General features: G+C 69.8%; 27 protein-coding genes and 2 pseudogenes. 8 read left to right on the top strand and 21 right to left on the bottom strand.

All coding sequences use genetic code 11. The features are described 5' to 3' along the window. Positions 1-5: 5 nt before the first annotated feature. Positions 6-2120: an amidohydrolase family protein gene (locus ACFJIX_RS19555; protein ID WP_377153959.1), complete on the bottom strand. Its 2115-nt coding sequence runs from the start codon at positions 2118-2120 to the stop codon at positions 6-8. After that, the gene (locus tag ACFJIX_RS19550; RefSeq protein WP_377153957.1) at positions 2117-3199 is read right to left on the bottom strand and encodes a dipeptidase; all 1083 of its coding nucleotides are present in this window, start codon (positions 3197-3199) and stop codon (positions 2117-2119) included. The genes ACFJIX_RS19555 and ACFJIX_RS19550 overlap by 4 nt, the downstream gene beginning before the upstream one ends. Positions 3200-3304: 105 nt before the next feature. Between ACFJIX_RS19550 and ACFJIX_RS19545 the strand changes: the two genes are divergently transcribed. Next, positions 3305-3952: a TetR/AcrR family transcriptional regulator gene (locus ACFJIX_RS19545; RefSeq protein WP_377153955.1), complete on the top strand. Its 648-nt coding sequence runs from the start codon at positions 3305-3307 to the stop codon at positions 3950-3952. A gap of 63 nt (positions 3953-4015) precedes the next feature. On the opposite strand, the gene ACFJIX_RS19540 is transcribed toward ACFJIX_RS19545, so the two are convergent. From ACFJIX_RS19540 to ACFJIX_RS19520, 5 genes and pseudogenes are all read right to left on the bottom strand, one after another. Continuing rightward, complete coding sequence (locus tag ACFJIX_RS19540) at positions 4016-4639, bottom strand: phosphohydrolase (RefSeq protein WP_377153953.1); 624 nt, start codon at positions 4637-4639, stop codon at positions 4016-4018. 45 nt (positions 4640-4684) lie between these two features. Further along, positions 4685-5152 carry a hypothetical protein gene (locus tag ACFJIX_RS19535; RefSeq protein ID WP_377153951.1) on the bottom strand — a complete coding sequence of 156 codons (468 nt, stop codon included), beginning with the start codon at positions 5150-5152 and terminating at the stop codon, positions 4685-4687. 153 nt (positions 5153-5305) lie between these two features. Continuing rightward, on the bottom strand, positions 5306-6283 hold the full coding sequence (locus tag ACFJIX_RS19530; RefSeq protein ID WP_377153949.1) for a M15 family metallopeptidase: 978 nt from the start codon (positions 6281-6283) through the stop codon (positions 5306-5308). 148 nt (positions 6284-6431) lie between these two features. Further along, positions 6432-7394, bottom strand: a pseudogene (locus tag ACFJIX_RS19525) (threo-3-hydroxy-L-aspartate ammonia-lyase); the annotation flags it as partial. A gap of 113 nt (positions 7395-7507) precedes the next feature. Continuing rightward, positions 7508-7828, bottom strand: a pseudogene (locus ACFJIX_RS19520) (hypothetical protein); the annotation flags it as partial. 175 nt (positions 7829-8003) lie between these two features. On the opposite strand from ACFJIX_RS19520, the gene ACFJIX_RS19515 reads away from it, so the two are divergent. Beyond that, positions 8004-8534, top strand: coding sequence for a gamma carbonic anhydrase family protein (locus ACFJIX_RS19515; protein WP_377153947.1), 531 nt, complete (start codon positions 8004-8006; stop codon positions 8532-8534). A gap of 28 nt (positions 8535-8562) precedes the next feature. Here the strand turns inward: ACFJIX_RS19515 and ACFJIX_RS19510 are convergent, their stop codons facing one another. Further along, positions 8563-8940 carry a hypothetical protein gene (locus ACFJIX_RS19510; RefSeq protein WP_377153945.1) on the bottom strand — a complete coding sequence of 126 codons (378 nt, stop codon included), beginning with the start codon at positions 8938-8940 and terminating at the stop codon, positions 8563-8565. 54 nt (positions 8941-8994) lie between these two features. On the opposite strand from ACFJIX_RS19510, the gene ACFJIX_RS19505 reads away from it, so the two are divergent. Together ACFJIX_RS19505 and ACFJIX_RS19500 are read left to right on the top strand one after the other, a co-directional pair. Then, positions 8995-9594: an alpha-ketoglutarate-dependent dioxygenase AlkB gene (locus ACFJIX_RS19505; protein ID WP_377153943.1), complete on the top strand. Its 600-nt coding sequence runs from the start codon at positions 8995-8997 to the stop codon at positions 9592-9594. Positions 9595-9794: 200 nt separating this feature from the next. Continuing rightward, positions 9795-10214 carry a VOC family protein gene (locus ACFJIX_RS19500; RefSeq protein WP_377153941.1) on the top strand — a complete coding sequence of 140 codons (420 nt, stop codon included), beginning with the start codon at positions 9795-9797 and terminating at the stop codon, positions 10212-10214. Positions 10215-10270: 56 nt separating this feature from the next. Here the strand turns inward: ACFJIX_RS19500 and ACFJIX_RS19495 are convergent, their stop codons facing one another. From ACFJIX_RS19495 to ACFJIX_RS19485, 3 genes are all read right to left on the bottom strand, one after another. Then, positions 10271-10648, bottom strand: a complete 378-nt coding sequence (locus ACFJIX_RS19495) for a DUF1801 domain-containing protein (protein ID WP_377161860.1) — start codon at positions 10646-10648, stop codon at positions 10271-10273. Positions 10649-10821: 173 nt separating this feature from the next. Next, positions 10822-11235 (bottom strand): VOC family protein, encoded by a 414-nt coding sequence (locus tag ACFJIX_RS19490; protein ID WP_377153939.1) that lies wholly within the window; start codon positions 11233-11235, stop codon positions 10822-10824. Between the two features lie 74 nt (positions 11236-11309). After that, on the bottom strand, positions 11310-11777 hold the full coding sequence (locus ACFJIX_RS19485) for a helix-turn-helix transcriptional regulator (RefSeq protein ID WP_377153937.1): 468 nt from the start codon (positions 11775-11777) through the stop codon (positions 11310-11312). Between the two features lie 156 nt (positions 11778-11933). Here ACFJIX_RS19485 and ACFJIX_RS19480 point away from each other — a divergent pair, with 156 nt between their 5' ends. The 3 genes from ACFJIX_RS19480 to ACFJIX_RS19470 are packed head-to-tail and all read left to right on the top strand — an operon-like array spanning position 11934 to position 14406. Then, positions 11934-12797 carry an alpha/beta hydrolase family protein gene (locus ACFJIX_RS19480; RefSeq protein ID WP_377153935.1) on the top strand — a complete coding sequence of 288 codons (864 nt, stop codon included), beginning with the start codon at positions 11934-11936 and terminating at the stop codon, positions 12795-12797. A gap of 17 nt (positions 12798-12814) precedes the next feature. Continuing rightward, a complete protein-coding gene (locus ACFJIX_RS19475; RefSeq protein ID WP_377153932.1) occupies positions 12815-13546 on the top strand; it encodes a lipase secretion chaperone in 732 nt (243 codons plus the stop codon). A 32-nt stretch (positions 13547-13578) separates the two neighbouring features. Further along, positions 13579-14406, top strand: coding sequence for a helix-turn-helix domain-containing protein (locus tag ACFJIX_RS19470; protein WP_377153929.1), 828 nt, complete (start codon positions 13579-13581; stop codon positions 14404-14406). A 74-nt stretch (positions 14407-14480) separates the two neighbouring features. Here ACFJIX_RS19470 and ACFJIX_RS19465 read toward each other — a convergent pair whose 3' ends face one another. From ACFJIX_RS19465 to ACFJIX_RS19425, 9 genes are all read right to left on the bottom strand, one after another. After that, complete coding sequence (locus ACFJIX_RS19465) at positions 14481-15287, bottom strand: N-acyl homoserine lactonase family protein (RefSeq protein ID WP_377153926.1); 807 nt, start codon at positions 15285-15287, stop codon at positions 14481-14483. A 78-nt stretch (positions 15288-15365) separates the two neighbouring features. Continuing rightward, positions 15366-15710, bottom strand: coding sequence for a hypothetical protein (locus ACFJIX_RS19460; protein WP_377153923.1), 345 nt, complete (start codon positions 15708-15710; stop codon positions 15366-15368). 91 nt (positions 15711-15801) lie between these two features. Beyond that, the gene (locus tag ACFJIX_RS19455) at positions 15802-17307 is read right to left on the bottom strand and encodes a sensor histidine kinase (protein WP_377153920.1); all 1506 of its coding nucleotides are present in this window, start codon (positions 17305-17307) and stop codon (positions 15802-15804) included. After that, positions 17291-17974, bottom strand: a complete 684-nt coding sequence (locus tag ACFJIX_RS19450; protein ID WP_377153917.1) for a response regulator transcription factor — start codon at positions 17972-17974, stop codon at positions 17291-17293. Before ACFJIX_RS19450 ends, ACFJIX_RS19455 begins: the two co-directional genes overlap by 17 nt. Positions 17975-18039: 65 nt before the next feature. Then, positions 18040-18735 carry a hypothetical protein gene (locus ACFJIX_RS19445; RefSeq protein ID WP_377153914.1) on the bottom strand — a complete coding sequence of 232 codons (696 nt, stop codon included), beginning with the start codon at positions 18733-18735 and terminating at the stop codon, positions 18040-18042. 270 nt (positions 18736-19005) lie between these two features. Next, the gene (locus ACFJIX_RS19440; RefSeq protein ID WP_377153911.1) at positions 19006-20160 is read right to left on the bottom strand and encodes a sensor histidine kinase; all 1155 of its coding nucleotides are present in this window, start codon (positions 20158-20160) and stop codon (positions 19006-19008) included. After that, on the bottom strand, positions 20157-20876 hold the full coding sequence (locus ACFJIX_RS19435) for a response regulator transcription factor (RefSeq protein ID WP_377153908.1): 720 nt from the start codon (positions 20874-20876) through the stop codon (positions 20157-20159). Before ACFJIX_RS19435 ends, ACFJIX_RS19440 begins: the two co-directional genes overlap by 4 nt. Beyond that, positions 20854-21177, bottom strand: coding sequence for a 4Fe-4S binding protein (locus tag ACFJIX_RS19430; RefSeq protein WP_377153906.1), 324 nt, complete (start codon positions 21175-21177; stop codon positions 20854-20856). The genes ACFJIX_RS19435 and ACFJIX_RS19430 overlap by 23 nt, the downstream gene beginning before the upstream one ends. Continuing rightward, positions 21177-21926, bottom strand: a complete 750-nt coding sequence (locus ACFJIX_RS19425; protein ID WP_377153904.1) for a hypothetical protein — start codon at positions 21924-21926, stop codon at positions 21177-21179. The genes ACFJIX_RS19430 and ACFJIX_RS19425 overlap by 1 nt, the downstream gene beginning before the upstream one ends. A gap of 369 nt (positions 21927-22295) precedes the next feature. Between ACFJIX_RS19425 and ACFJIX_RS19420 the strand changes: the two genes are divergently transcribed. After that, on the top strand, positions 22296-25154 hold the full coding sequence (locus ACFJIX_RS19420; protein WP_377153901.1) for a valine--tRNA ligase: 2859 nt from the start codon (positions 22296-22298) through the stop codon (positions 25152-25154). On the opposite strand, the gene ACFJIX_RS19415 is transcribed toward ACFJIX_RS19420, so the two are convergent. Then, on the bottom strand, positions 25096-26070 hold the full coding sequence (locus ACFJIX_RS19415; protein WP_377153899.1) for an NAD(P)-dependent oxidoreductase: 975 nt from the start codon (positions 26068-26070) through the stop codon (positions 25096-25098). The two genes, ACFJIX_RS19420 and ACFJIX_RS19415, sit on opposite strands and share 59 nt — an antisense overlap. Positions 26071-26124: the final 54 nt, after the last annotated feature.

The raw sequence follows: 26124 nt of genomic DNA, 5'->3' as shown, positions 1-26124 counted from the left end.
GCTCCTCATTTCGTCATCCCCATCGCCGCTTCCAGCTGGGCCGGATCAAACACCCGCCCCGCCTTGATCGTCTTCACCACCTGCCGCAGCGCGGCGATGTCCTTCAGCGGATCGCCGTCCAGCAGCACCATGTCCGCCTGCTTGCCCGCCGCGATCTCGCCGCGTTGCCCCGCGACGCCCAGCACCTGCGCCGGCGTCAGCGTCGCCAGGCGCAGCACTTCCGCGTTGGGGATGCCGGCGCGCACGTAGAGCTCCAGCTCGCGGTGCAGCGTGTAGCCCGCGAACGCATCCGTGCCCGGCATCAGCGTCACGCCGCTGTCGTGCAGCCGCTTGACCAGCTGCAGCAGCCGCGGCAGCGCCTGCCGGTACGCCTCCTCCTTGCCCGGCGGCACCGCCACCGCGCCGGACAGCAGCCGCCGCCGCACGGTCGGCGGGAAGCGCTCGGCCATGCCCTTCAGCGCCGCGGGCGGCTCGCCCGGCGCGCCCGAGTACAAGCCCTCCAGGATCGCCACCGTCGGGTCGAGCACCGTGTGACGACGCCGCAGCTCCGCGATGAATCCCGTCACCGGCGCGCTGTCGAGGTCCAGCTGCAGCAGCTTCTCCGCCATCACCGTGTAGCGGTCCTTGCCGCGCGTGTCGGCGACCTCGGGGAAGAAATTCAGCACGATGAAGTTCAGGTGCTGGATCTCGTCCGCGCCAGCGTCGATGAACTGCCCCGCCCGCATGAACGCGGGCACGTGGCCGCTGACGCGCAGGCCGCGCGCATGCGCCATGTCGGCGATGGGGCGCACCAGCTCCGGCTTGAAGGACGAATAGATCTTGATCTGCTCGTAGCCGCGATCGGCGTACCAGTCGACCGCCTTGCGCGCCTGCTCGACGGTCTCGACGCGCACGTCGGTCGGACCGGCCAGCGGTCCCACGCCTTCGACGATGCCGGCCTTCACCACGCGCGGACCGAGCTCGGTCCCGGCATCGAAGCGCTTCACGCGCTCGATCAGCGGGACGTTGTCGTTGGCCATGTCGCGCGCGCTGGTCACGCCGGCGATCAGGTCGAAGACACCGTCCGTGCCGGAGAAGTGCTGGTGCACGTCCCACAGCCCCGGCATCAGGAATCGGCCAGCGGCCTCGATGACCTCCGTGCCCGCCGGCGCCGGGGAAGCATCGTCGGGCTCGACGCGCACGATGAAGCCGCCGCGGATCAGCACCCGCATGTCTTCCCGCGCCGTCAGGTCGCGCGGCTCGAACAGCCGCGCATGGCGGATCAGCAGGTCGCCCTGCGGCACATGCGTCATCCGCTTCGCCAGGTCCGCGGACCAGCGCTTGTCCGCGTCGCGCTGCGCCGCGGAGAGCCGCGCCAGCGCCGGCACGTCGCGCGCCTCCAGCACCTCGAACCAGTCGTCGATCACGGCGGCAGTCTGCAGGCGCTCGTCCAGCCACACCGCCACCGGCGTGAAGTCGATGCCCGAAATCAGATGCAAGGTCAGCCGACGTCCGCCCGCCGCGATCGTCGGTCCCTTCGCGAGCGTCGCCTCGCCCGCCGGCAGCAGGGCCAGGCGTTGCCCCGGCGCCTTCAGCAGCGCGCGCGCGAGCACGCCGGTGAACTCCGGCGGGGCGTTGGCGGGCAGGTAGAAGGCGCCCGCTTCCGGCCACGCCGCGCCGCCCTGCTCCACGCGGTTCTTCCACGACGCCTTGCCGTCCGCGCGGTCGAAGCGCTCGGTGAGCGGAACCTTCCAGTAGTCATTGCCTTCGGCCTCGTAGCGCAGCGGCAGGCCGCGCGCATCGAGCGTCCAGCGCGCGCGGAGCTGATCGCCGCGGCCGCGCTCGCTGAAGGCGTAGTCGACCAGCACCTCGTCGCCCTGCCGGCTGAGCGCCTGCCGGCCGACGGTCATGCCGTGGATCTGGACCTGCGACAGCTGCGCCTTCGCGCCCGGCAGCACCTGCGGCGCAGGCAACGCGGCCTGGGCGGCATGAGCATCGGCGGCCGTCGGCGCCCAATTGCGCTCGTGATCGTCGTGCGCGCGGGCGGCCGGCGCCCAGAGCACCGCACACAAGGCCGCACCCAGCGCGGCCCGCGTCGCGGCATGCATGGCGGTCAGCCGGCACTTCGTCGTTCTTGTCATTCCCAGGTCTCCGTCATCAGCCGGCGGAAGTTGCCGTGCAGAATCTTCTCGATGCGCGCCGCGCGGTGTCCCCGCGCCGACAGCAGCCGCGCCAGCTGCTGGTACTGGTCCGGCCCGCACAGGTCCGGCAGGAACAGCCCCACGTCCGCCGTCTCGCCCGGCGCGCCGATGCCCAGGCTGCGGCGTAGCGCGATCTCGTCCTCGAGGTGCTTGCGGTAGGCGGCCATGTCGTCGTAGTGCGTGCTGCCGCCGTCGGAGCCGAGGCCCACGTGGTCCTCGCCGCAGACGTCGATCGCATGCTCCAGATGCGCGATCAGGTCTTCCGCATGCGGCTGCCCGCTCATCCGCAGGTAAGGCATGAAGTACAGCCCGACCACCCCACCCCGCTCGGCGAGCAGCCGCAGCTCGGTGTCGCTCTTGTTGCGCGGATGATCGGCGATCGCGCGGCAGCCGGTGTGCGTGATCGCCACCGGCTGGTGCGCCCGCCGCAGCGTGTCCAGGCAGGTGCGCTCGCTGCTGTGGCTCAGGTCGACCAGCACCCGCCGCTGCTGCAGGCGCTCGACCACCTCGGCGCCAAAGGCGCTCAGGCCGTCGTCGTCCTGCACCGTCGCGCCGCAGCCCACCGCGTTGCGGCCGTTGTAGGTCAGCTGGATCACCCGCACGCCCAGGTCGGCGAAGTGGTCCACGGCCGCCACGTCGGTGCCCAGCATCTCGGTGTTCTGGAAACCGTAGATCACGCCGATGCGGCCGTCCCGGCGCGCCGCGGCGAGGTCCTCGCCCGTGCCCACCTTCAGCAACTGCGGATGCGCCGCGATGAACGCGTCCCAGCCGGCGATGTCGCGCTCCGTGGCAGAGCGCGCATCGTCACTGCCTGCGACATGACCCAGCGTGACGTTGACCGCATAGAGCCCCGACGCCAACGCGTCGTCCAGCGAGCGCGCATCGACGTTCTGCGCGCTGCTGGCATAGGCCATCGCGCGACGATCGCCGGAAGCCGGCTGCAGATGCGGGAGCAATGGCCGGTTTGGGTTGTCCAGGACACCGAGGGCGTTCAGGACGGGCAGCAAAGAGGGTTTCATGCGTGCGCGGACACCATGTTCTTTGAGGGATGATCGCGGCTACAGCCCCGCGATCTCCAGATCCCCGGACGGGATCGCCGACAACTCTAGAAGATTATTCTAATCATGCCCACGAAGACCGCCAAGGCCGTCGCGAGGACCGAGCAAGTACTGAAGGCCGCCTATCCGGAGGACCGCGCCGAGACCAAGCGGCTGATCCTGGCGCAGGCCTTGTCGGCCTTCAACGCCCGCGGCATCGAGGCCACGACGATCGACGACCTGCGCGCGGCCAGCGGCCAGAGTGTGGGCACGATCTATCACCACTTCAAGAACAAGGAAGGCGTGGTCGCGGCGCTGCTGTTCGCGGCGGTGGACGACCAGAGCCGCGCCATCTCGGCGCGGATCGGCGGGCTGGAGGACAGCCATGCGGTGGTTGACGCCCTGATCACCGCCTATGTGGACTGGATCACCGAGCATGCGGAGCTGGCGCGTTTCTACTTCATCGCCCGCGAAGTGGTCGCGGGCGGGCCGTTCGGCGACGACCTCCGGGTGCGGATCGCGGCGCGATACGCGCCGATCGACGCGTGTTTCGCGCGCGACGTGAAGTACGGGCGCGTGATGCCGCTGCCGGAGGAACTGATCCCGGCGCTCGTGCTGGGCGCGGCGGAGTGGTACAGCCGCTCGTGGCTGGCGGGGCGCCGGCTGGCGAGCCCGGCGGACCGGGGGGCGATCCTGGCCGAAGCCGCCTGGCGGTCGATCGCGCGGCACATCTGAATTCCACATCGGCAGCCGTGTCCGCCAGGTGTGCGGCGCCTGCTCGCCGGGAAGCGCCTGGGGTCAGGTATTGAGCCGGCGCAGTGCTTCCAGGAACCGCCCCGCGGCGATATCCGACGGCCAAGGTTCCCACGGCGTCCCACCGTACGCGGCATGCAAGGGATCCGCGTCCAGCACCGGGTGGGTGATGCCCAGCACCTCACGCACTTCGAGCTCGGACCAGCCCGTGCAGCGCACGGCTTCGGTCGCGGCGGCGGTGCTGTCGGCGCGCTTGTGCGTGGCGTGCGTGTCGGGCGTCCACGCGGGCAGTTGATATCGGACGGCGATCGCCGCCATCAACCGGTCGCCGACAACGCGGAAGGGCTCGCCCAGCACGCGCTTGAGCGGCGAGATGCAATCGAACCCGAGGAAGCCCTCCTCCGCGTCGTGCAGGAGCTCCGCGCGCTGCAGCGCGGGCGACAAGGGTTCGCCGCCCTCCTCAGCCCATGACCGGCGCAGCGCGAGCACCAGCAGCGAATGCTGCGCGACCGACAGCGGCCAGGGCCAGACGGACTCGCCGCCCCACCGGTAGGTGCGCGCCAGGCGCAGCGCGAGGTCCTCGTCGGTCCAGGCGTCGGGGGACGGATTGATCAGGTCGAGCGCCGCCCCGGAGGGCAGGCGGATCCAGGCGCGGGGGCTGTCGGTCATGCGATCGACTGTAGCGAGCGCCGCGGCGCGCCCTGTCAGCAGGGCTCAGTCCATCTGCTCGCGCAGGGCCTTGGCCTTGGCGCGGTAGAACTTCGCCGAGGCGGCGTTGCCGGCCTTCTCGAAGCGGTCCGCGACCGACGTGGCGGCCTTCGCGGCCTCGTCGAAGGCCTGGATGAACACCTGGCGGTCGTCGCTGGGGACGAGCTTGCCCTGCTCGAAGCGGCCGGCCATGTAGCCCTGGTCGGGGATGTCAACGACGCCCAGCGCCATTTCGCCCTTGGCCACGCGGCCGAGGAACATGCGCTTCACGGCGGCGCCCTGCTGCTCCTTGAGCACGCCCAGGCCGTCGGCCCGGTCGGCGGCGCAGGCGCCGTCCCAGCGCGCCGATCCCGCGGCCCAGCCGTCGGGCAGCGTGGCCACGTTGCAGGCGGCCAGCGTGGGCTGGCAGGCGGCGGTCATCACCAGGCCCGACAGGGCCAGCAGGCGGAAGGCGGAGATCAGGCGGAGCTTCATGACGACAAGTATCCATGCGGCGACGCGCACCGGTGGGCGCGCGTCGCGGAGATTGAAACAACGGGTGTCGCGGCGGGCGGCACCCCCGATGCTCGGGACCGACGCTCGGGGCCAGCGACCGCGGTCGCCGGCCGGCAGATCAGGCGAGGTGGCTCAGACCAGGCGCGGCGCCCACTGCGCGACCAGCGAGCGGCTGGCCTCGAAGTGCATCGCGTCCTCGGTGCGGAACGCGGCGCCCCAATACCAGCCGTGGCGATTGAAGATCGGCGCGATCAGCGTCAGGCCGACCTGCACCTTGCTGTCGCCGCGGCGGTCCAGGACGCCGTTGAGGGTCAGGTCGATCGCCGTGCCCCACGAGTGGTTGGAGATGCCGGTCGTCGAGCCGCGGATGTTGCGGCAGCAGAGCATGCCGGCGGTGCCCAGCGCGGCGTAGACGGCGGGCTGCTCCTTGCGGATGTCTTCCATCACGGCGGCCAGGCTGTCGACGGCCAGGTCCAGGCCGGTGGCCTTGAACGGGCCCACCGACTTCGACACGATGTGCTTCTTCAGCTTCTCGTTGGTCAGCGGCTGGCAGTCCTGCGAGTACGAGTGACGCGGCTGGCCCAGCGCCTGGACCATGTAGGACGAGGACACGGCCACCAGGCCGGGGTTCATCGTGTGCGCGTCGGGCCGCGGCACGAGCGTGGTCAGCAGGGCGCGGGCGCTGCCGGCGTCGCCGCTGGCGGCGACATGCTGGGGCGTCGCGGCGGAGGTGCTGCCGGCGCTGGTGGTCGACGCCGCCGTGGCGGTGTGCGTGGGCGTGGCCGTGGAGGTGGGGCGAGCGGCGGTGACCGGGCGGGCGGCGGCGGCCGGCGCGACGCGCGCGGCCGGCGTGGCGGCGTGCGTGCTCGCGGACTCGGCGGGCGCGCTCAGGCGCTTGAAGGTGCGGCCGTTGGGGTCGACGCGCCCGTCGGGCTTGCTCATGAAGCCGCGCTGGAAGCGCAGGATGCCGTCGACCGTCAGCGGGCCGCACAGGCCGTCGACGCGACCGCGATAGAGATGACGGGCCGTCAGCAGACGCTGGACGGATTCGACGTCGGCCTTGCGATTCTTGCCGGCGGCGCCGACGGAGTCGATGAGATGAGCTTGCACGCGGGAATCCCCTTGCTGTCTGATGTCGGATGGCAGATGCATTCTGGGCATCGACCTGCGGCGGCGACATTGACCAAGGTCACGCCGACGGGCTCGCGTCCCTTTCAGCTGTGACGGACGGTAACGCGGAGCGCCCAGCGCCCCCCGGTCAAGCCCCCGGGGCGGCGACGACGAGCTCGCAGAAGCGCGCCATGTCGACGTTGCCCCCGCTGATGACGATGCCGACGCGCAGGCCTTTCAACTGATCCTTCATCGCCTTCGCGGCGGCGAAACCCAGGCAGCCGGTCGGCTCGACCAGCATCTTCATCCGCGACGCGAAAAAGCCCATCGCGTCGACCAGTTCCGCGTCGGTCGCGGTGAGGACGTCGTCGACGTGCTGGCGGATCAGCGCGAAGGTGATATCGCCCAGGTGGGGCGTCTGCGCGCCGTCGGCGATGGTGCGGGGCGTGTCGATGGCGACGATGGCGCCGCTGCGGAACGACTGCTGGCCGTCGTTGCCCGCCTCGGGTTCGACGCCGTACAGCGTCGCCTTCGGCGAGAGCGCGCGCGTCGACAGTGCCGTGCCCGACAGCAGGCCGCCGCCGCCCAGCGGCGCGAAGACGGTGTCGAGCGCGCCGACCTCGTCGAACAGCTCCTTCGCGGCGGTGCCCTGCCCCGTCAGCACGTCGGGGTGGTCGAACGGCGGGATCAGGGTCAGGCCGTGCTTCTCGGCCAGGTCGCGGCCGATCTGCTGGCGGTCCTCGGTGTAGCGGTCATAAAGGACGACGTTGCCGCCGTAGCCGCGCGTGGCGGCGATCTTGGCCGCGGGCGCGTCCTTGGGCATGACGATGGTCGCCGGCATCCCGAGGATCCGCGCGGACAGCGCGATCGCCTGCGCATGGTTGCCCGACGAGAACGTCACCACGCCGAAGCGGCGCTGTTCCGGCGTGAAGCGCGACAGCGCGTTGAACGCGCCGCGGAACTTGAAGGCGCCCATGCGCTGGAAGTTCTCGCACTTGAAGAACACCTGCGCGCCGAGCAGCTCGTCGACGGTGCGCGAGGTCAGCACCGGCGTGCGATGCGTCTGACCGTCGATGCGGCGGGCGGCGGCCTCGACGTCGGCGTAGGTCGGGGAGCGCCACGGGCGTGGCGGCGGTGGGGGACGTGGCGGTCATCTCTGCTCCTGCACGAAGGGCCGGGCCATCATGCCGCAGGGCTGTATCGGAACAGCGTCGGGCCGGCCATTCAGGCCTGCCAGACCCCGTACCCGGCCTCGCGCAGGCCGATGGCGAGCTCCACCTCCATCTCCCGCGCGGCCTCGTAGGGCATGGGGTTGTAGACCTCGTACAGCTGCGGCAGCAGGCGCAGGCCGTAGTCGAAGACGAAGCGGTTGGACTGGATGCCGGCCTTGTGCTTGTCGAAGCGCAGGTCGGGATCGAGCCCCGTCATGCCGACGTAGACGAAGGGCATGCCGAGGCGGTAGTCCGGATTCGACTTGCGGAAGCGCGGCTCGTTCCAGACCTGGTCGGCGAGCTCGACGACGTAGACGTAGTGGTGATGGCGCTTCTCGCGCGGCGCCTTGGCGGCGGGCTTCGTCGCGCGTTTGACTGCCCGTTTGGCAGCCGGTTTCGCAGCCGGTTTCGCAGTCGGCTTGGCTGTGGTTTTGGCAGCAGGCTTCGCGGCGGTCTTCTTCGACGCCGCGACAATGGCCTTCTTCTTCCGCTGCCCGCCCTCGCCCGCCATGCCGCTGTCCCCTTACCTCGATACCGCCCCGGTGCTCGCCGAGCGCGTCTTCGTCCATGGATCCGCCCAGGTGATCGGCGACGTGACCCTCGGTCCCGACAGCTCGGTCTGGTGCAACACGGTGCTGCGGGGCGACGTGAACCGCATTGTGATCGGCACCGGCACCAACGTGCAGGACCTGACGATGGGGCACGTCTCGCACAAGAACCCGAAGAAGCCGGAAGGCTCGCCGCTGATCATCGGGGACCACGTGACGGTCGGTCACTCCGTCATCCTGCACGGCTGCCGCATCGGCAACGAATGCCTGATCGGCATGGGCAGCATCGTGATGGACGACGTCGTCATCGAAGACCGCGTGATGCTGGGCGCCGGCAGCCTGGTGTCGCCGGGCAAGGTGCTCAAGAGCGGCCACCTCTACATCGGCCGACCGGCGATGCCCGTGCGCGAACTGACCGCCGACGAGATCGCCTACCTGAAGTACTCCGCCGAGCATTACATCCGGGTGAAGGACAACTACCTGGGCGCTTGAGGCCTGGCCCTGGCCGGGCCTCAGCGCCTCACGGGATCACCAACTGCTCCGGCATGAGCTTGCCCAGATGGCTGCAGGTCGGCGCCTGTCCCGGATCGATCTTTCCGGGATCGACGCCCTCGCCTTCCGCGAGGCGGGTCATCGCGCCGCACATGTGGGGGTAATGCATCGAGGCCACGCTGTCCCGACGGTGCACGGCGCGGTATTGCTGGAGGAACGCCGTCGCACCCGGCGAGGCCGCCGCCAACTCGTTGAGGTAGCGCTTGTACGGCTCGACGATGGGCTGCTCGGCCTTGTACTCGGTCCACATGCGGAACGCGCCGATCGCCGCAACCGCGAAGACCGCGAACCCGATCAGGATGCCCCACTCGCGCCAGAATGATTTCTTGATGACTGCTTCGGTCATGCGTCCTCCCTGTGTCGACAGCGGCGGATTTTTGACCCGCCGGAACACTGCCGCATGGCCCCCGCCGACCAGACCTCGCTCTTCGATCTCGACCCGCCCGCCGACGCGTTGCCCGAGGGCATGACGTATCGCTCGGGCTTCCTGTCGTCGGAGAAGGAAGAAACGTTGATCGAGCTGATCCGCTCGCTGCCGCTGGAGGCTGCGCAGTACAAGGCGTACACCGCGCGGCGCCGCGTCATCAGCTACGGCGGCAGCTTCGACTACGACACCAACCGGCTGCGCCCGGCACAGGCGCTCATCGAGGAACTGGAGCCACTGCGGCAGCGCGTCGCGGAATGGGCAGGTATTGCGCCGGAGGCGCTCGTGCACGCGCTGGTGGCCGAGTACTCGCCCGGCACGCCGCTGGGCTGGCATCGCGACGTGCCGGACTTCGAGGAGGTCTTCGGCGTCTCGCTGGGCGCGGCCGCGACGCTGCGCTTCCGCCCCTACCCGCCCGATGCGCCCAAGCGCGCCGACGTCATCAAGGTGAGCGTCGAGCCGCGATCGATCTACGCGCTGCGAGGACCGTCGCGATGGGCGTGGCAGCACAGCGTCGCGCCGGTGGAACGGCTGCGCTGGTCGATCACGTTCCGGACGGCGCGACGGGATCGATGAAGGCGCTCATCCGCTGATCGCACGACGACGGGCCGCTCGGCATCCTCGCGCTTGACCGCGTTCGCGCGGCGCCACTACGATGACAACCGCTACGCAGCCATCACCCTGGCACCGGGCCGTAAGCGTTTACGTCAGCCAACGCGCAACCCCACTGGCATTCCGACGCCTCAGCGTCGTGCCGGCTTGCGCATAGGCATTTCATGACCACGCACACCACCACGGTCCGTTCCACGCTCAACCACCTGAGCTTCCCCTCCCACGACGTTCCCGCGACCGCCGCGTTCTTCGAGCATTTCCTCGGCTTCGCCGTGCTCTCGATGGGCAGCAGCCGCGTCGTGAAGAAGGACGCCCTCGACATCGTCATCGAGGACGCCCGCGATCGCGACATCCATTGGCCCGGCAACTTCCACATCGGGGTCGAGGTCTCGACGCTGACGGATCTCCAGCGCATCCACGCCGACATGCTCGGCGCGGGCGTGCCGATGGAGACCGAGCTGATCTCGCATGCGCGCGGCTCGCGCTTCTTCTGCTGGATGCCGGGGCGCCTGATGCTCGAGGTCAACACCCGCGAGGACGCGGCGCCGGAGTTCCGCAGGACCTTCGCGAGTCAGCAGGCCTGAAGACCGACGGCTGACCGCTGACAACGGCTGACAGCTGAAGCACCGAGCCGGCGGCCTCAAGCCGCCGGCTTGGCCTTCTTCGGCTTGGCGGCCGCGTCGTTCAGCGCCGCGGCCGCCTTGAACAGCGCCTTCAACGCCGTCTCATCGATCTTCTCGCCCTTGCGGACGTCGATGGCGCGGCGCGCGTTGCCGTCGAGGCTCGAGTTGAAGAGCTTGCCCGGATCCGCCAGCTTCGCGCCCTTCGCGAAGGTCATCTTCACGACCTCCTTGTAGGTCTCGCCGGTGCAGATCTGGCCGTTGTGCTCGAACACCGGCGTGCCACGCCATTTCCACGTCTCCTCGACACCCGGCACCGCCTCCTTCATGAGCTGGCGCAGCCGCGCGAGCAACTCGCCGCGCCAGTCGCCGAGCTCCGCGATGCGGGCATCGATCATCTTGGAAGCGTCCACGCCAGGCACGTTGTCGTCGCTGGGCGCGGCGCTCCTGAAGGTGCTCTTGGCGACCGGCGTGACCGCCTTCTTCGCCACGTACTTCGCGGCGTGCCTGGCGGCGCCGGTCAAGGGCTTCTTCTTCGGATCGGTGGTGCTGGGCATTCGAGTCTCCGGGGTCAGTTCTTGAGCTGCTGGATACGGATCATGTTGCCCGCCGGGTCGCGCACGCCGAAGTCGCGCACGCCGTAGGGCTGGTCGGTGGGTTCCTGCACGATCTCCGCGTCCCGCGACTGCAGGCGCTGGAAGGTCGCGTCCAGGTCCTTCGCGCCCAGCAGCAGCATCGCGTAGGTGCCCTTGGCCATCATCTCGGCGACGGTGCGCTTCTCCTCGTCGGTGAGGCCGGGCGTGGCGTTGGGCGGGAACAGGACGATGGACGTGTCCGGCTTGCCCTTCGGCCCGATCGTGATCCAGCGGTTGCCGCCGAAGGCGACGTCCTTGCGGATCTCGAAGTCCAGACCGTCGCGGTAGAAGGCCAGCGACTCCTCGGCGTCCGCGTGCGGCAGGAAGGTCGAATGAATGGTGATGTCCATGCGTGTCTCCAGATGGGTGGTGTCAGAGAGGTCGGCGGCCGTCGCCGCCGGGGTCCGGACCCTTGGAAGGCAGTCTAGGGGGACGTCTTCTCCGGCGCTTCTCGATTCCTGATCGGACGCGTCACCTGTTTGGCGACGCAGGACGGCAGGCCTTCGGCCTCGGCCGCCGAGTCGCGGCGGTAGACGCTCGGCGGCATGCCGACCAGCTCGGTGAAGCGCGTGCTGAAGGTGCCCAGCGACGAGCAGCCGACCTCGAAGCAGACTTCGGTGACGCTGAGGTCGCCGCGGCGCAGCAGCGCCATCGCGCGCTCGATGCGGCGGGTCATCAGGTAGGCGTAGACCGATTCGCCGTAGGCCAGCCGGAACTGCCGGCTGAGGTGCCCGGACGACATGCCGATGCCCAACGCGAGCGCCTCGACGTCCAGCGGCTGGGCGTACTCGCGGTCGATGCGGTCACGCACGCGCCGCAGGCGCGCGAGGTCGCGCAGGCGGGTGCTGGCGGCGTCGGGCGTGGCTGCGACCTCAGGGGCGACGGTGGGCATGCCGGCATCCTAGCGGTGAGATCCGCCCAGGGTTTTCCCTCAACGATCCTAGGGGGTGCCTCCCCCGGATGCATACAAGGCACTCCGACGGTGCGCTTCCTAGACTGGGCTGGCCCGGTGCATCTCGCACCGCGGCACCTCATCAAGGGAGACACCATGACTCAGCCAGCTTCGCTGCGGACCGCCTGGCGGACCGCAGCCTTGTGCGCCGCCTTCGCCACCTTCGCGGCCGGCAGCGCCTCGGCCCAGATCGGTCCCGACCCCACCTCCGCCAGCCTGAACGCCACCTCGGGATCCTTCGCGGTCGCGACCAGCAACGTGACGCTCGCACGCGGCTTCGGCGGCGGCACCATCTACTACCCCACCACCGCCGGCCGTTACGGCGTGGTCGCCATCAGCCCCGGCTTCACCGCCACCGAATCCAGCATCGCCTGGCTCGGCCGCCGCCTGGCCACTCACGGCCTGGTGGTGATCACGATCAACACCAACACGACGCTGGACCAGCCCGCCAGTCGCGCCACGCAGTTGATGGCGGCGCTCAACCACGTGGTCAACAGCGCCAGCAGCACCGTGAGAAGCCGCGTGGACAGCACGCGGCTGGCCGTGGCCGGCCACTCGATGGGCGGCGGCGGCGCGTTGATCGCGGCCGAGGACAACCCGACGCTGAAGGCCGCGCTGCCGCTGACGCCGTGGAACCTCAGCACCAGCTTCACCCAGGTGCGGGTGCCGACACTCATCGTCGGCGCCGACGGCGACACGGTGGCCTCGGTGGCCGTGCATGCGCGGCCCTTCTACGCCAGCCTGCCGGCCACGACCTTCAAGGCCTATGCGGAGCTCAACGGCGCCACCCACTTCACGCCCAACAGCACCAACACGCCGATCGGCCGCTACGGCGTGACCTGGATGAAGCGCTTCGTGGACGCGGACACGCGCTACTCGCCGTTCCTGTGCGGCGCGCCGCACACGGCCTACGCGACCGCGCTGATCTTCGACCGCTACAACCAGAACTGCCCCTACTGAGCCCGATGGAGGACGCCATGTCGCACATGTCCGATCGCCAACGGGGCCGGCGCGTCGCGCTGGCCCTCGCCGCCGGCCTCGGCGCCGTGGCCCTCCTCGCCTGGCTGGCCGCCGGCGCTCACGCGCCGGCGGTCGTCGAGGACCCGAAGACGGCATTCCCCTGGTCCCGCTCGACCGCCGCTTCCGAGGCCGTCGGCACGCCGACAGCGTCGGCCCGAGTTCCGGTCGACGCGGGCGCCGCGGGCGCCGCGGTCCCATTGCCCGCAGCGGTGCCAGGTCTTGATGGGAAGCCGCAACGCGTGTTCCGTACCGATGCACGGGGGCGGCTGGTCGTCGACCAGCCGATGCGCCTGCGCGCCGAATCGATGCTGGCGCTCAACGAAGGCGATGCGCTGGCCGCCCGCATGGACGCCGAGCTCGCCGGCCTGCCGGCGCCGGCCGCCGCGCGCGCCCGCGAGCTGGTGGCGCAGTTCGAGGCCTACCAGACCGCCCAGGCCGCCGCGTTCCCGCCGGGCCAGGCGCCGCTGGTGCCCGAAGAGGGACTGGCGCAACTGCGGACGATGCAGGCGCTGCGAGCCGCCCACTTCGGCGCGGAAGCGGCCCAGCAGATGTTCGCGCAGGACGACGCCGTCGCGCGTCGCATCCTGGAGCTCATGCGCGAGGACACCTCGACAGCGCGCAGCATGGAGGAGAAGGCCATGCGCGCGCAGGTCCGCTATGACCAGGAGCGCGGCGCGGTTCAGCCTTGACGCGGCGGCGTCGCAGGACGCAGCATGCCGCCATGATGTCTGGCAACTTCGTCGGCCCTCGCCTGGGCCTGTTGGGCGACAGCTTCATCTACGCGAGCGGCGCCGTGCGCTCGCGGGTGCGGCGGCACTCGGTGACGCTGGCCTGCGCGCTGACGCCGCAACCGCTGAGCGTCAGCGTCGACGGCCAGCACTGGCAAGGCCGTCTGGTGGCGGTGCGTCCGTTTGCATCGCGCGCCATCGACTCCGGCGGGCAGCCGGTCGTGCTGATCGACCTCGAGCCGTCCCACCCGCGCTACAACACCTTCAGCCGCTGGCCGGATCGCGCGCCGGTGCGGGTGCTGGATGACCAGCACTTCGCGGGCCTGCTGGACTGCGCCGCCGCTTTTGCCCGCGATGCCTTGAGCGGACGGCGGCTGCGAGCGTCGGTGCAGATGCTGGTGGGCAGCGTGGCGGACAGCGTCGCGCCGCATCGGCCGCTCGATCCGCGCGTGGCGCAGATGATGGCGGGCCTCCGGCTCGACCCCGCACAGGATCTGGCCGCGCTCGGCGCGCCGGTCGGCATGACCGCCGCGCAGGCGTCGCGCGGCTTCCTGCGATCGCTGGGCATCTCCGCGCGGCAATACGCGCTGGCGGTGAAGATCCAGCGCGCAGCGATGTTCTTCGGCAGCGGACGCGCCCTGACCGCCATCGCGCAGGCGTCGGGATTCACCGATTCCGCCCACCTGGCGAAGGTGTGGATGCGCTGCTATGGCGACTGCCCGTCGCGCTACTTCGCGGAGCACCGCAGCACGCAGGACGGTCGCGTGGACCATGCCTGGCGGCAGCAGGTCAGCCTGGCGCAGGGCTTGAGCGGCGCTTGAGCGGCGCTTGAGCGAGGCTCGATCCGGAGCGCTTCGGCCCTGGCTTCAGCCTCGGCCTCGGCGCTCCGAAGCCGTTACTTCGCTGCCGCCGGGAAGGCCGGCAGCTTGCCGATGTCGCGCGGGTCGTGCTGGATGATGACCGTCGCCTTGAGGTTCTTCTCGATCTGCTTGACGCGCTGGATCGAGGCGAGCGTCTGCGCGCGATCGTCGTTGAAGCCGGGCACGCCGTCGTGCTCGTAGTTCTCGTGGAAGTGGACGGAATCGCCGCTGAGGATCACCGGCCCCATCTCCTTGAGGCGGACCAGCAGGATGCTGTGCCCCGGCGTGTGGCCCGGTGCGCGCAGGACCATGACGGTGCCGTCGCCGAAGACGTCCTTGTCCGCGCTCAGCGGCTCGACCTTGCGCTTCTCGGCGATCCACTCGGCGAAGCCTTTGGCGTTCGCGCCGGCCATCGGCGGCGTCGCGTTGATGGCTTCCCAATCGGCCTTGCCGATCAGCAGCGTCGCGTTCTTGAACAGGCTCACCTGACCGGTGTGATCGGCGTGGAAGTGGCTGATGCCCACGTACTTCACGTCGGCCGGATCGACCTTGATCTGCTTGAGCAGATCCCCCAGCGGCTTGTTGGTCGCGTTGGGCGCGGAGCCCGGCAGGTAGCCGGTGTCCCAGACCATCACGTCCGAGCCGTGCCGGATGACGTAGCAGCTGAAGGTGAAGGGCTTGCTCGTCTCGGTGTAGGCGAAGGTATCGCTGAAGCGCCGAGGGTCGTTGGTCCCGTTGCCGCAATCGAGCCGCGTCAACGTGACCTCCTGAGCCGCCGCAGACAGGGAAGTCAGGGCCAAGAGTGCGCCCGCGGTGAGCGCCATCCAGAAGCGTGTGGTCATGTCGTCTCCTTGATCGCGGCGATGATAGCCACGAAGCAGCCCGGCGTGTGCCGGGTCAGTCACGGACGAGTCGATCCGTCAGCCAGTCACACCGGGAAGCGGACAGGGTCCGGCGCTTTTGAGCGACGTCGCCACAGACCATCCCATCAACCCGTCCGGCGCCTTGACCTGCACTGCGCCCGCGTCACAGGTCCGTCGTCCGATCACCACCAGGTCCGTCTCGCGGGCGATCATCCGGGGCACGGCGCCAGGATGGCCGGAGGCCACCGCCGCCGCGTCCTGCTCGGTGCTGAAGACGGAGACGGCATCCGCCGTCAGCATCGAGTCCTCCTCGGGCTGCACTGTCTGGCAAGCAGACAGGCCGAAGAGGATCGCGATGGCCGTTGCGCATCGGGCAACATTGAATCGGTGAAAGTGCTGCACGCCTTGATTCCCTGAAGGTTCTTTTCGCGGCAGGATTATTGAGCCGCGGGCGGCATGGCCGTCAATCCACCAGACGGTCGGCAGCCCCCGCTCAGAACAACGCGCGCGCCAAGGCCTGCGAGTAGCCCGCCTGGACCCCGGCGCCCGAGGGGCTTGCGGTGGCCTCCGGCGCCGTCGGTGGCTCGATGCCGCGTCCGGGCATCGCTGGCGCAGCCCCTCGGTCTGGCCAGGCATCGGTCGCCGCCGTCATGGCGCACCGCAGCTCCAGCCCCGGCCCCGGCATCCGCCGATGCGCGCTCAGCCGCCAGCCGTGCGCCGCCGCGATCTCGGTGCAGATCGACAGCCCCAGGCCGGCCCCCTGCTCTCGCCGGTCGGCACCGCGCCAGAAGCGCTCGAAGATGCGCGGCAGGTCCCGCTCGGCCACGCCTTTGCCCTGGTCCGCGACCGCGAAGCCGTCCGGCCCCGCCATCAGCGTGACCACGCCTTCGCGCGGGCTGTGCTGGATCGCATTCTCCAGCAGGTTCTTCAGCAGCGTGAACAGCGCCCCGCGATCCGCCCGCCAGAAGCGCAGCGACGGGTTCACGTGCAGGCCCAGGGTCACGTCGTGCCTCGCGGCCACGCGCTCCATGAACTCGAAGACCTCACGCAGTGCCGGCGTCGGATCGATCGCCTCGACGCGGTAGTTGCGCTGCTCGCTGGCCTCCGCCAGCAGCAGCAGTTGCTGCACCTGCCGCGCGACGCGGTCGATGTCGTCCAGCACCTGATCGCGCCACGCGCCGGGCTCGACCAGCTCCACCTGGGCGCGGATCAGCGCCAGCGGCGTCTTCAGCTCGTGCGCGGCATTCGACAGAAATTCCTGCTGCGTCCTGAAGCCGCCCTGCAGGCGGTCCAACGCCGCGTTGAAGGCCTCGATCAACGGGCGCAATTCCCGCGGCTGACCCGCCGCCGGCAGCCGGTCGGCCAGCGTGCGCGGTTCGATGCGACGTGCGGCGCTGGAGGCTTCGCGCACCGGTTGCAAGGCCTGCCGCAGCGCCACGTGGATCGTGATCAGGAACACCAGCACGAAGGTCGCGCCCAGGGCGATCACCCCCTGCCGGAACACGTCGAAACCGATCGACTTCCGCATCAGCAGCACCAGACGATCGGTGACGGCGAACTGGATGTACCAGCGGCGCCCGGCATGGTCGTAGGGCACGGTGGCCGCATGCATCGCCACGCCGTTGCGGTGGAAGGTGAAGGACTGGCGTCGCGGCTCGAAGGGCTTCCAGTCCGGTGCGAACGTGGTCTTCAATCCGTCGGGGGCATACGCGACCCGGCCCTCGCGGTCGGCCACGCGCAACATGACCTCGTTGCGCAGGCTGTCGAAGACCCAGGGCTCGATCGCCTTCTCGTTGATGCCGACCGGCCAGCCCTGCGCATCGAAGCGCAGATTGCGCGCCAGTGCATCACCGTTGTCCTCGATCTGGTCACGCAGCACCCAGCGCGTGAAGGGCTCCCACAGCACCATGGACGCCACGCCCACCAGTACCGCGCTGAGCACCATGCTGGCCCCCAGCACCGCCAGCACGCGGTTGCGCAGGCTATTCGGCCACCGCATCTTGAAGCGCATACCCGTGGTTCCTGAGATTGACGATGCGCAGCGCCGAGCCGAGGGAATTCAGCTTCTTGCGCAGGCGATGCAGCGCGACGTCGAGCGCATTCGGCGTCACCGCCTCGGACAGGCCCCAGGCCGCCGCCTCCAGCGCCGCGCGCCGCACCGTGCGCCCCTGCTGCTGCACCAGCGCGATCGCGATCTGCAGCTCCGCCGGCGCCAGCGTCACGGAGACCTCGCCGCGCACCAGCAGCGCCTCCTCGATGACGACCTCGATGTCGCCGAAGACGGCGCGCGACGGCCGTACCGCCACGGACCGGCGCATCAGCGCCCGCACGCGAGCCACGAGCTCCTCCATCGGGAAGGGCTTGGCGAGGTAGTCATCGGCGCCGGATTCGAGTCCGTCGATGCGGTCGTGCAACGCGTCGCGCGCCGTGAGCATCAGGCAGGGCGTGCCCTGGTGCGCGGCGCGCAGGCGCTTGACCAGCGACAGGCCGTCGCCGTCCGGCAGGCCCCGGTCGATGACCAGCGCCGCGTAGCCGACGTCGCGATGCGCGACCCAGGCGGCTTCCATCGCGTGGAAGACATCGGTCGGAATGCCGGCGGCCTGCAGGGCCTGACGGATCAGGCCGGCCAGCCGGACGTGGTCCTCGACCAGGGCGATTCGGTTCATGGGCAGCGGGGGCGGAAGTGCGGATGTTAAGGGCGCATCCTCCGTTCCCCCGACTTACCCGCGGCTTACCGGGCGTCGTCCTCCACCGGCTCGTGGTACTGCACCACCGGCACGCCGTCGCGGATCGCCTGCTCGTAGACGCCGAGCATGCCCAGCGCCTCGCGCAGGTCGTCGCGGATGGCGGCGGTGGCCACGACCGCCTCGTCGTCGTTGCACAGCGCGCCCTCCTCCTCGTCGTCGCGCTTGAGGCGGCAGACCAGCTCGGCGATGACCGCGGCATGCTCGATGCGCTCGCGCAGCGTCTTCATCGCCACGCCGACCGTGATGTCGCGGCGCGGCACGCAGTACTCGACGTTGCCGGGCGCGAAGCGGCTCAGCGTCGGGTACATGCGCGATTGATAGAGGAAGGCTTCGAACTCCTCGCCGTTCAGGCGCAGCAGCGGTCGCAGTTCCATCAGGCGGCGCTGCATGAACAGCGTCTTCGGGCGACGGGGAGCCGCAGCGGCGGCGGACGCCGGTGGCGGCGCGGGCGGCGCAGGCGGCATGCCGCCGCCGGCGCCCGCATCGAGGGACATCGCGTCGAGCGCCCTCGCGGCGAGCTCGGCGCCGGGATCGTCGTCGAGCTCGTCATCGAGGCTGGCGTGGAAGCCGGCCGGGACACGGAAGCGGGCCGAGGCGGCCGAGGCGGCCGAAGAGAAGGAAAGGTTGGAAGCGCCGCAAGGGCTGGCTTGAGAAGAGGAAGACGAGGACATCGGGGACATGGACCACTCCAGTCAGATCGGATCAATTCATAAACATCACCTTCGTCGGGATGACATGGACCGCGCCTGACGACGCGGGAGAGGGATCTTCCTGCGACACCCGCAAGACCTGGCACGAAAAGATCAATGAAATCGATTCAATGAAATCGTTGGCATCGGCGCCACACGGGTTCTCGCAGGAGGACCGACCTGTCTCGGTAGGCGAATCGCCGGATCCCACTCGCATGAGTGGGTGAGCACGAGTGGGTGAGCCCGCCGCTCAGGGGAATCTCACCACCGCCTCGAAGCCCGGCTGCGCGTTGCGCAGCTCCAGCCGGCTGCCGTGCGCCTCGGCAACCAGCCGGCACAGCGACAGGCCCAGACCCACGCCGCCCTCGCTGCGCGCCCGCGCCTCGTCGGGCGGAAGAACGGCTGGCCGAGCTGCGGCAGCGCCTCCGCCGGCACGCCCGGCCCGTGATCGCGCACGGTGAGCGTCGCGCCGTCGCCATCACGTTCGACGCTCACCATCACCGGCCCGACGTCCGGGTCGTTGTGCCGCAGGGCGTTGTGGACGAGATTTCTCAGCAGCAGTTGCACCCGCATGCGATCGAGCTTCAGCACGGGCAGGTCACGGTCGACGCGCAGCGCGACGCCCGGCTGGGCCCGCTCCCGCGCCAGCGCGCCGAGGTCGCAATCGCTGACCTGCAGCGCACGGTGGCCGCTGCCCAGGCGCTCGCTCTCCAGCAGCGCCGAGATCAGCTCGCGCATCTGGCCCAGCTCGTCCAGCAACGCCGCTTTCGAAGCGCCCTCGTCGACCAGCTCCGCATGCAGCCGCGCCCGCGTCAGCGGGCTTCTCAGCTCGTGGCTGATCGCCAGCAGCAGCGCGCGCTTGCCGTCGAGCATCGCCTGGATGTCCTCGGCCATCTGGTTGAAGCGGTGCGCGAGGTCGCCGATCTCGTCGCGGTGGTAGATCGGGACGCGATGCGCGAGGTCGCCCCGCCCGAACGCTTCCGCCCCCGCCGCCAGCTCGCGCAGCGGCCCCACCAGGTGGCGGATGCCGCCGTAGGCAAGACCTGTCACCAGCAGCAGCAGCGGGATCGCCCAGAGCAGGCCGTACTCGACCTGCATCGACGCCCACAGGATGCCGATCCCGGCACAGGCCAGCACGACGAAGATCGCGATCAGCCGCGCGCCCAGCGAATGCTTGAAATGCGCATGATGCCGATGCCAGCGCTGGTGCCAGCGGTTGCGCGCCCGCATGTGCCAGCGCCAGCCGCGCTCGCGCGGGAACGGGATGCCCTTGGCCTCCATCTCCGCCCAGCGGCGCATCTTCTCCAGCTTGTGCAGGCGCCGGACCTGCCGTTCCCGGCGACGCCAGTCGTCGCGCCGCCGCTCATGGTGGCGGGGATCGTTCCAGTGATCGTAGGGATGGCGCGGATCGTTCATGCGCCCTCCTCGCCCGCGGCCGGCAACGCGAAGCAGTAGCCCGCGTTGCGCAGCGTCTTGAGCGCCTCCAGCGGTTCGAGCTTGCGGCGCATCCGGCTCACCAGGATGTCGACCGCCCGGGTGAAGATGTCAGCCTCCTGGCCGCGCAGCTGGTTCAGGATCTCGTCACGCGAGAACACGCGCCCGGGTTCCCGCGCCAGCATCACGAGCAGTTCGTACTCGGTGCTCGTCAGCTCGACGGGGCCACTGGCCACGGTGACCTGTCGGCGCGCGGTATCGATGTCCAGGCCCACGAAGCGCAATGTCGTCGCGGCCGGCGCCGCCGCCGCCGCCGCGGGGGACAGTCGCGTGCGACGCAGGATCGTCTGCAGCCGCGCCGCGAGTTCCCGCGGCTCGAAGGGCTTGGACAAATAATCGTCCGCGCCCAGCTCCAGGCCGACCACGCGGTCGGTCAGGTCGCCGCGCGCGGTCAGCATCAGGATGGGGATCTCGCGCCACGGCTCCGTCCCGCCGCGCACGCGCTTGCAGAACGCGAAGCCGTCCATCTCCGGCAGCATGCCGTCCAGGATCAGCGCGTCGAAGCGCTCCTCGGCCAGGCGCGCGAGCGCGGCGCTCGGCCGCGTCACGGCGCTCAGCGCGAAGTCGAAGCGCGCCAGGTAGCTCGCCAGCGGCGCGGCCAGCGCCTCGTCGTCGTCAATCAGCAGCAATCGATGCATCGTGGCGTCCATTGTGGCCGTGCCGGACCAGCGTGATCGCCCGCTCGGGACAGGCCTTGACGCAATGGCCGCAGGCGCGGCACACGTCGGCGTTCGGCGTGAACGCCTGCTGCCAGCCGTGCGCGTAGCCGCGCAGCTTGCCGAACAGGTTCAGTTCCTTGCGCCGTTCCACCGGCAAGGTGCCGACCGAGAAGACACCGTAGGGGCAGACCTCGACGCAATCGCCCTTGCCTTCGCAGCGGTTGCGGTCGATGACCGGCCGCAGCAGCCCGGGGGGCTGCCGGCAGTCGCGGCTGTCCATCAGAGGCTCCGGTCGTCGGCGGCGTCGCGCGGGTCCGGACGGTCCCGACCGTCGCGGCCATCGCGTCCCTCGCGTCCGTCACGGCCCTCTCCCCGCCCCGCCCGGCGACGCAGCCGGCGCAGCAGGAAGCGCAGCATCTGCTGCTGGTCGAAGTCCAGGGCGTCGAAGAAGTCGCCGGAGGCCGCGACCAGCGCCGGACCGGTCGCGCGCAGCGCTTCGATCTGGCCGTCGAAGAGCTCCTGCGCCTCGTCGCGACGGAAGTTCTCGGTCTCGACGAGGCGGGCGACCTCCGGGCCGCGCGCCAGCGCCCTGACCGCGCGCCGCGCCGCGGCGAGATGGCTGATCAGCCGCTCCAGCAGTTCGGCCTGGCTGTCGCTCAGGTCCAGAAAGGCGCGGGTCCGGGCTTGCAGCCTCTCGCCGCGGCCGGCGTGGTGGGCATCGGATCCCAGGCCCCCGCCGAAGCCGCCCCACCCATGACCGCCGTGGTGACCATGGCGACCGTGGTGGCCGTGGCGACCGTGTCCGCGTCCATGTCCACCGCCATGCCCACCGCCATGCCCGTATCCAAGACCGCCCCACCCCCAGGGGAAGCCGCCGAAACCGCCGAAGCGGTACCAGGGGCCGGTGACGGGCAGCGGGCCGTAGTAGCCATCGTCACACACAGGGCCGACAGGACTGAAACGACCATCGTGGTCGAAGTGAGCGTGCTGACGTTCATGGTGGTGGCTCCAGCGTCGAAACAGATGCATGTTGCAATTCCTCGGTAAAGCCCGGGTGTCCGGGCGGTGAATCCATGTCGCCATGATTCCCATGCCCCCTCGCCAGGGCATCTCACCGCGGTATCGCTGTTTTTCGTTTTGTATCGCCGTTGCCCTGTCCGAGGGAATGCCTCCAAGGGGGAACTGGGCGAAACGCAGCCGCAAACGGCGTCCCTGCTGACACGACGCGTCAGGGTGTCCGGATTCGACATCCGCTACCCGGCGGAAGCGCACCCCTCTCTGGGGTGTCCCCCGTCTGCGGCCCCTCGGCCAGAGGCTTCGTGCGGTCCTGGCGCCCTACAATCGTCGGCTCACCTTGTCCCTCGCCCAGATGACACCGCCTCACGGCGGAGCGCCCCCATGACCGAACTCGCCAAGTCCTTCGAACCCGCGTCCCTGGAAGCCCACTGGGGCCCGCTGTGGGAGTCCAAGGGCCTTTATGAGCCGACGCTCGATCCGGCCAAGCCGTCGTTCAGCATCCAGCTGCCCCCGCCGAACGTGACGGGCACGCTGCACATGGGCCACGCGTTCAACCAGACCATCATGGACTCGCTGACGCGCTACCACCGCATGCGCGGCCACAACACGCTGTGGGTCCCCGGCACCGACCACGCCGGCATCGCCACGCAGATCGTCGTGGAGCGCCAGCTGCAGGGCCAGGGCCAGAACCGCCACGACCTGGGCCGCAAGAACTTCGTCGCCCGGGTCTGGGAGTGGAAGCAGCAGTCCGGCTCCACCATCACGCAGCAGATGCGCCGCATGGGCGACTCGGTGTCCTGGGGCCACGAGTACTTCACGATGGACGAGAAGCTCTCGCCCGTCGTCGTCGACACCTTCGTCAAGCTCTTCGACGAGGGCCTGATCTACCGCGGCAAGCGCCTCGTGAGCTGGGACCCGATCCTGAAGTCCGCCGTCTCCGACCTCGAGGTCGAGAGCGAGGAGGAAGACGGCTCGCTGTGGCACATCCGCTATCCGATGGCCGAGGGCGATGAGTCGCTGGTCGTCGCGACCACGCGTCCCGAGACCATGCTGGGCGACACCGCCGTCATGGTCCATCCGGAGGACGAGCGCTACAAGCACCTGATCGGCCGCCAGGTGAAGCTGCCCATCACGGGCCGCCTGGTGCCGGTCATTGCCGACGAGTACGTCGACAAGGAATTCGGGACCGGCGTCGTCAAGGTCACGCCGGCGCACGACACCAACGACTACCAGGTCGGCCAGCGTCACCAGCTGCCGATGCTGACGATCTTCACGCTGGATGCGACCGTCGTGGACACGATGGACGAGATCCCGGCCGAGTACCGCGGCCTGGACCGCTTCGCCGCGCGCAAGCTGATCGTCAAGGCGCTCGAGGACCAGGGCCTGCTGGTCGAGGTCAAGAAGCACAAGCTGATGGTGCCGCGCTGCACCCGCACCGGCCAGATCGTCGAGCCGATGCTGACGGACCAGTGGTTCGTCGCCACCCGCAAGCCGGGCAAGGACGGCAAGTCCATCGCGCAGAAGGCGATCGACGTCGTCGCCAGCGGCGAGGTGAAGTTCGTTCCCGAGAACTGGGTCAACACCTACAACCAGTGGATGAACAACATCCAGGACTGGTGCATCTCGCGCCAGCTGTGGTGGGGCCATCAGATCCCCGCCTGGTACGGCAGCAACGGCGAGGTCTTCGTCGCCCATGACGAGGCCGAAGCCCAGGCCAAGGCCACGGCGGCCGGCTACACCGGCCCGCTGACGCGCGACGAGGACGTGCTGGACACCTGGTACTCGTCGGCGCTGGTGCCCTTCTCGACGCTGGGCTGGCCGGCGAAGACGCTGGAGCAGGACCTCTTCCTGCCGTCGTCGGTGCTGGTGACCGGCTACGACATCATCTTCTTCTGGGTCGCCCGGATGATCATGATGACGACGCACTTCACCGGCCAGGTGCCCTTCAAGCACGTCTACATCCACGGCCTGGTGCTCGACGCGCAGGGCAAGAAGATGAGCAAGTCCGAGGGCAACGTGCTCGACCCGGTCGACCTGATCGACGGCATCGAGCTGGCCCCGCTGCTGGACAAGCGCACGCAGGGCCTGCGCAAGCCCGAGACCGCGCCCAAGGTCCGCAAGGCCACGGAGAAGGAGTTCCCCGAAGGCATCCCCGGCTACGGCGCCGATGCGCTGCGCTTCACCTTCGCGGCGATGGCGACGCTGGGTCGCAGCGTCAACTTCGACAGCAAGCGCTGCGAGGGCTACCGGAACTTCTGCAACAAGCTGTGGAACGCCACGCGCTTCGTGCTGATGAACACGCAAGGCCAGGACTGCGGCCTGGTGGAGCACACGAAGGAACAATGCGCCCCCGGCGGCAGCGCCCACGGCTACCTGCAGTTCTCGCAGGCCGACCGCTGGATCGTCAGCGAGCTGCAGAAGGTCGAACAGGCCGTCGCGCAAGGCTTCGCGGACTACCGCCTGGACCAGGTCGCCAACGCGATCTATTCGTTCGTGTGGGACGAGTACTGCGACTGGTACCTGGAGCTGGCCAAGGTCCAGCTGCAGACTGCGCAGGCCGAAGGCAACGACGGCGCGCAGCGCGCCACGCGCCGCACGCTGATCCGGGTGCTGGAGACCATCCTGCGCCTGCTGCACCCGATCGCGCCGTTCATCACCGAGGAACTCTGGCAGACCGTCGCCCCGATCGCGGGCCGCAAGTCCACCGAGTACCTGGTCACGGCCGCCTACCCCGTCGCCCAGCCGGAGCGCATCGATCCGCAGGCCGTGGCCTGGGTCGAGCAATTGAAGTCGGTCGTCGGCACCTGCCGCAGCCTGCGCAGCGAGATGGGCCTGAGCCCGTCCGACCGCGTGCCGCTGCTGGCCGGCGGCGACCTGTCCTTCCTGCGCGAGGCGGCGCCCGCGCTGAAGGTGCTGGCCAAGCTGCAGAGCGTCGAGCTGATCGAGGACGAGACCGCCTTCAACGCGCAGAGCGCGATGTCGCCGGTCCTGGTGCACGGCACGGCGCGTCTGGCGCTGAAGGTGGAGATCGACGTCGAGGCCGAGCGCGCCCGCATCGCCAAGGAAACCGCCCGTCTGGAAGGCGAGATCACCAAGGCCAAGGCCAAGCTGGACAACGAAGGCTTCGTGGCGCGCGCGCCGGCGGCCGTCGTGGAGCAGGAACGTCAGCGCATCGCCGACTTCAGCGCCACCGTGGCTCGGCTAAAAGATCAGGCAGCGCGCCTGGGTGGGTCGGCCTGAACTCAGGCTGGACGGCGGGCGTGGCCAGGATCTCAGAGATCCGCCGCGCCACGCTCCACGCGGCGCGCATGCGTGACTCGCGCGTCGTCGCCGAGATCCGCGGCGTGACCTGCAATCCGGGCACGCCATGCAAGGGACGCCCGGCTTCCATGAGGCCGGGCTCCATCAGATCCAGCCAGGCCGCCAGCAGCCGGCCGCCTTGCAGCGCGTCGGCCAGCGCCTGTTCATCGAACAGCGCCGAGTGCGAGGTCGACACCAGTACCTGCGACGGCTTGCAGAAGTTCAGCACCCGCTCGCCGATCAGGCCGCGGTAGCGCGGGAAGTAGGCCAGCTGCACGCTGACCGCGTCGGCGGCCTGCATCAACTCGCGCAAGCCGTAGGGCTCGATGCCCCACTGACCCCAGAGCGGGTCGGCATGGTGCAGGCTGGGGTCATAACCGATCACGCGCGCACCAAAGGCCGGCAGCAGCGTCGCCAGTTGGCGCGCCGACGGCGTGAGGCCGACCAGGCCGACCGTGGCGCAACCCAGCTCGCGTCCCACCCAGTTGCCATCCGCCCCTTGCACGGGGACGCGGCGCAGCAGCGCCAGCAGCGCGCCGATGACGAACTCGGCTTCCGCCGATGCCGCCGCGGTCGGCGCACGCACGACCTCGATGTTGGCGGCGCGGCAGGCTTCGAGATCGATGTTCTCCGCGCCGGCGCCGATGCGGCCCACGGCACGCAGGCGAGGCGCGCGCCGGACCATCTCCGCATCCAGCGCGATCGAGGCGGGCAAGAAAATTGCCTGGGCCTGCGCAACATGCTCTCTCAAGGCGTGCGGCGCCTCCGCCAGATCGGGTGCGGCCTGGATGACGTGGCGCTCCGCCAGCCATTCCAGGACGTCAGCCTCCAGCGGTTCCAGGACTAGCACTGCCATGAGCGGTTTGGAGAGGTTTGTTTGATTTTCTTTCAGCTGCGCCGTGCAAGAATG

The sequence above is a fragment of the Roseateles sp. UC29_93 genome (genome assembly GCF_042695725.1).
In the GTDB taxonomy this organism is placed as follows: Bacteria; Pseudomonadota; Gammaproteobacteria; order Burkholderiales; family Burkholderiaceae_C; genus Roseateles; species Roseateles noduli_A.
Note: the sequence above shows the minus strand (reverse complement) of the source record. Positions and strands in the feature narration are given on the sequence as shown.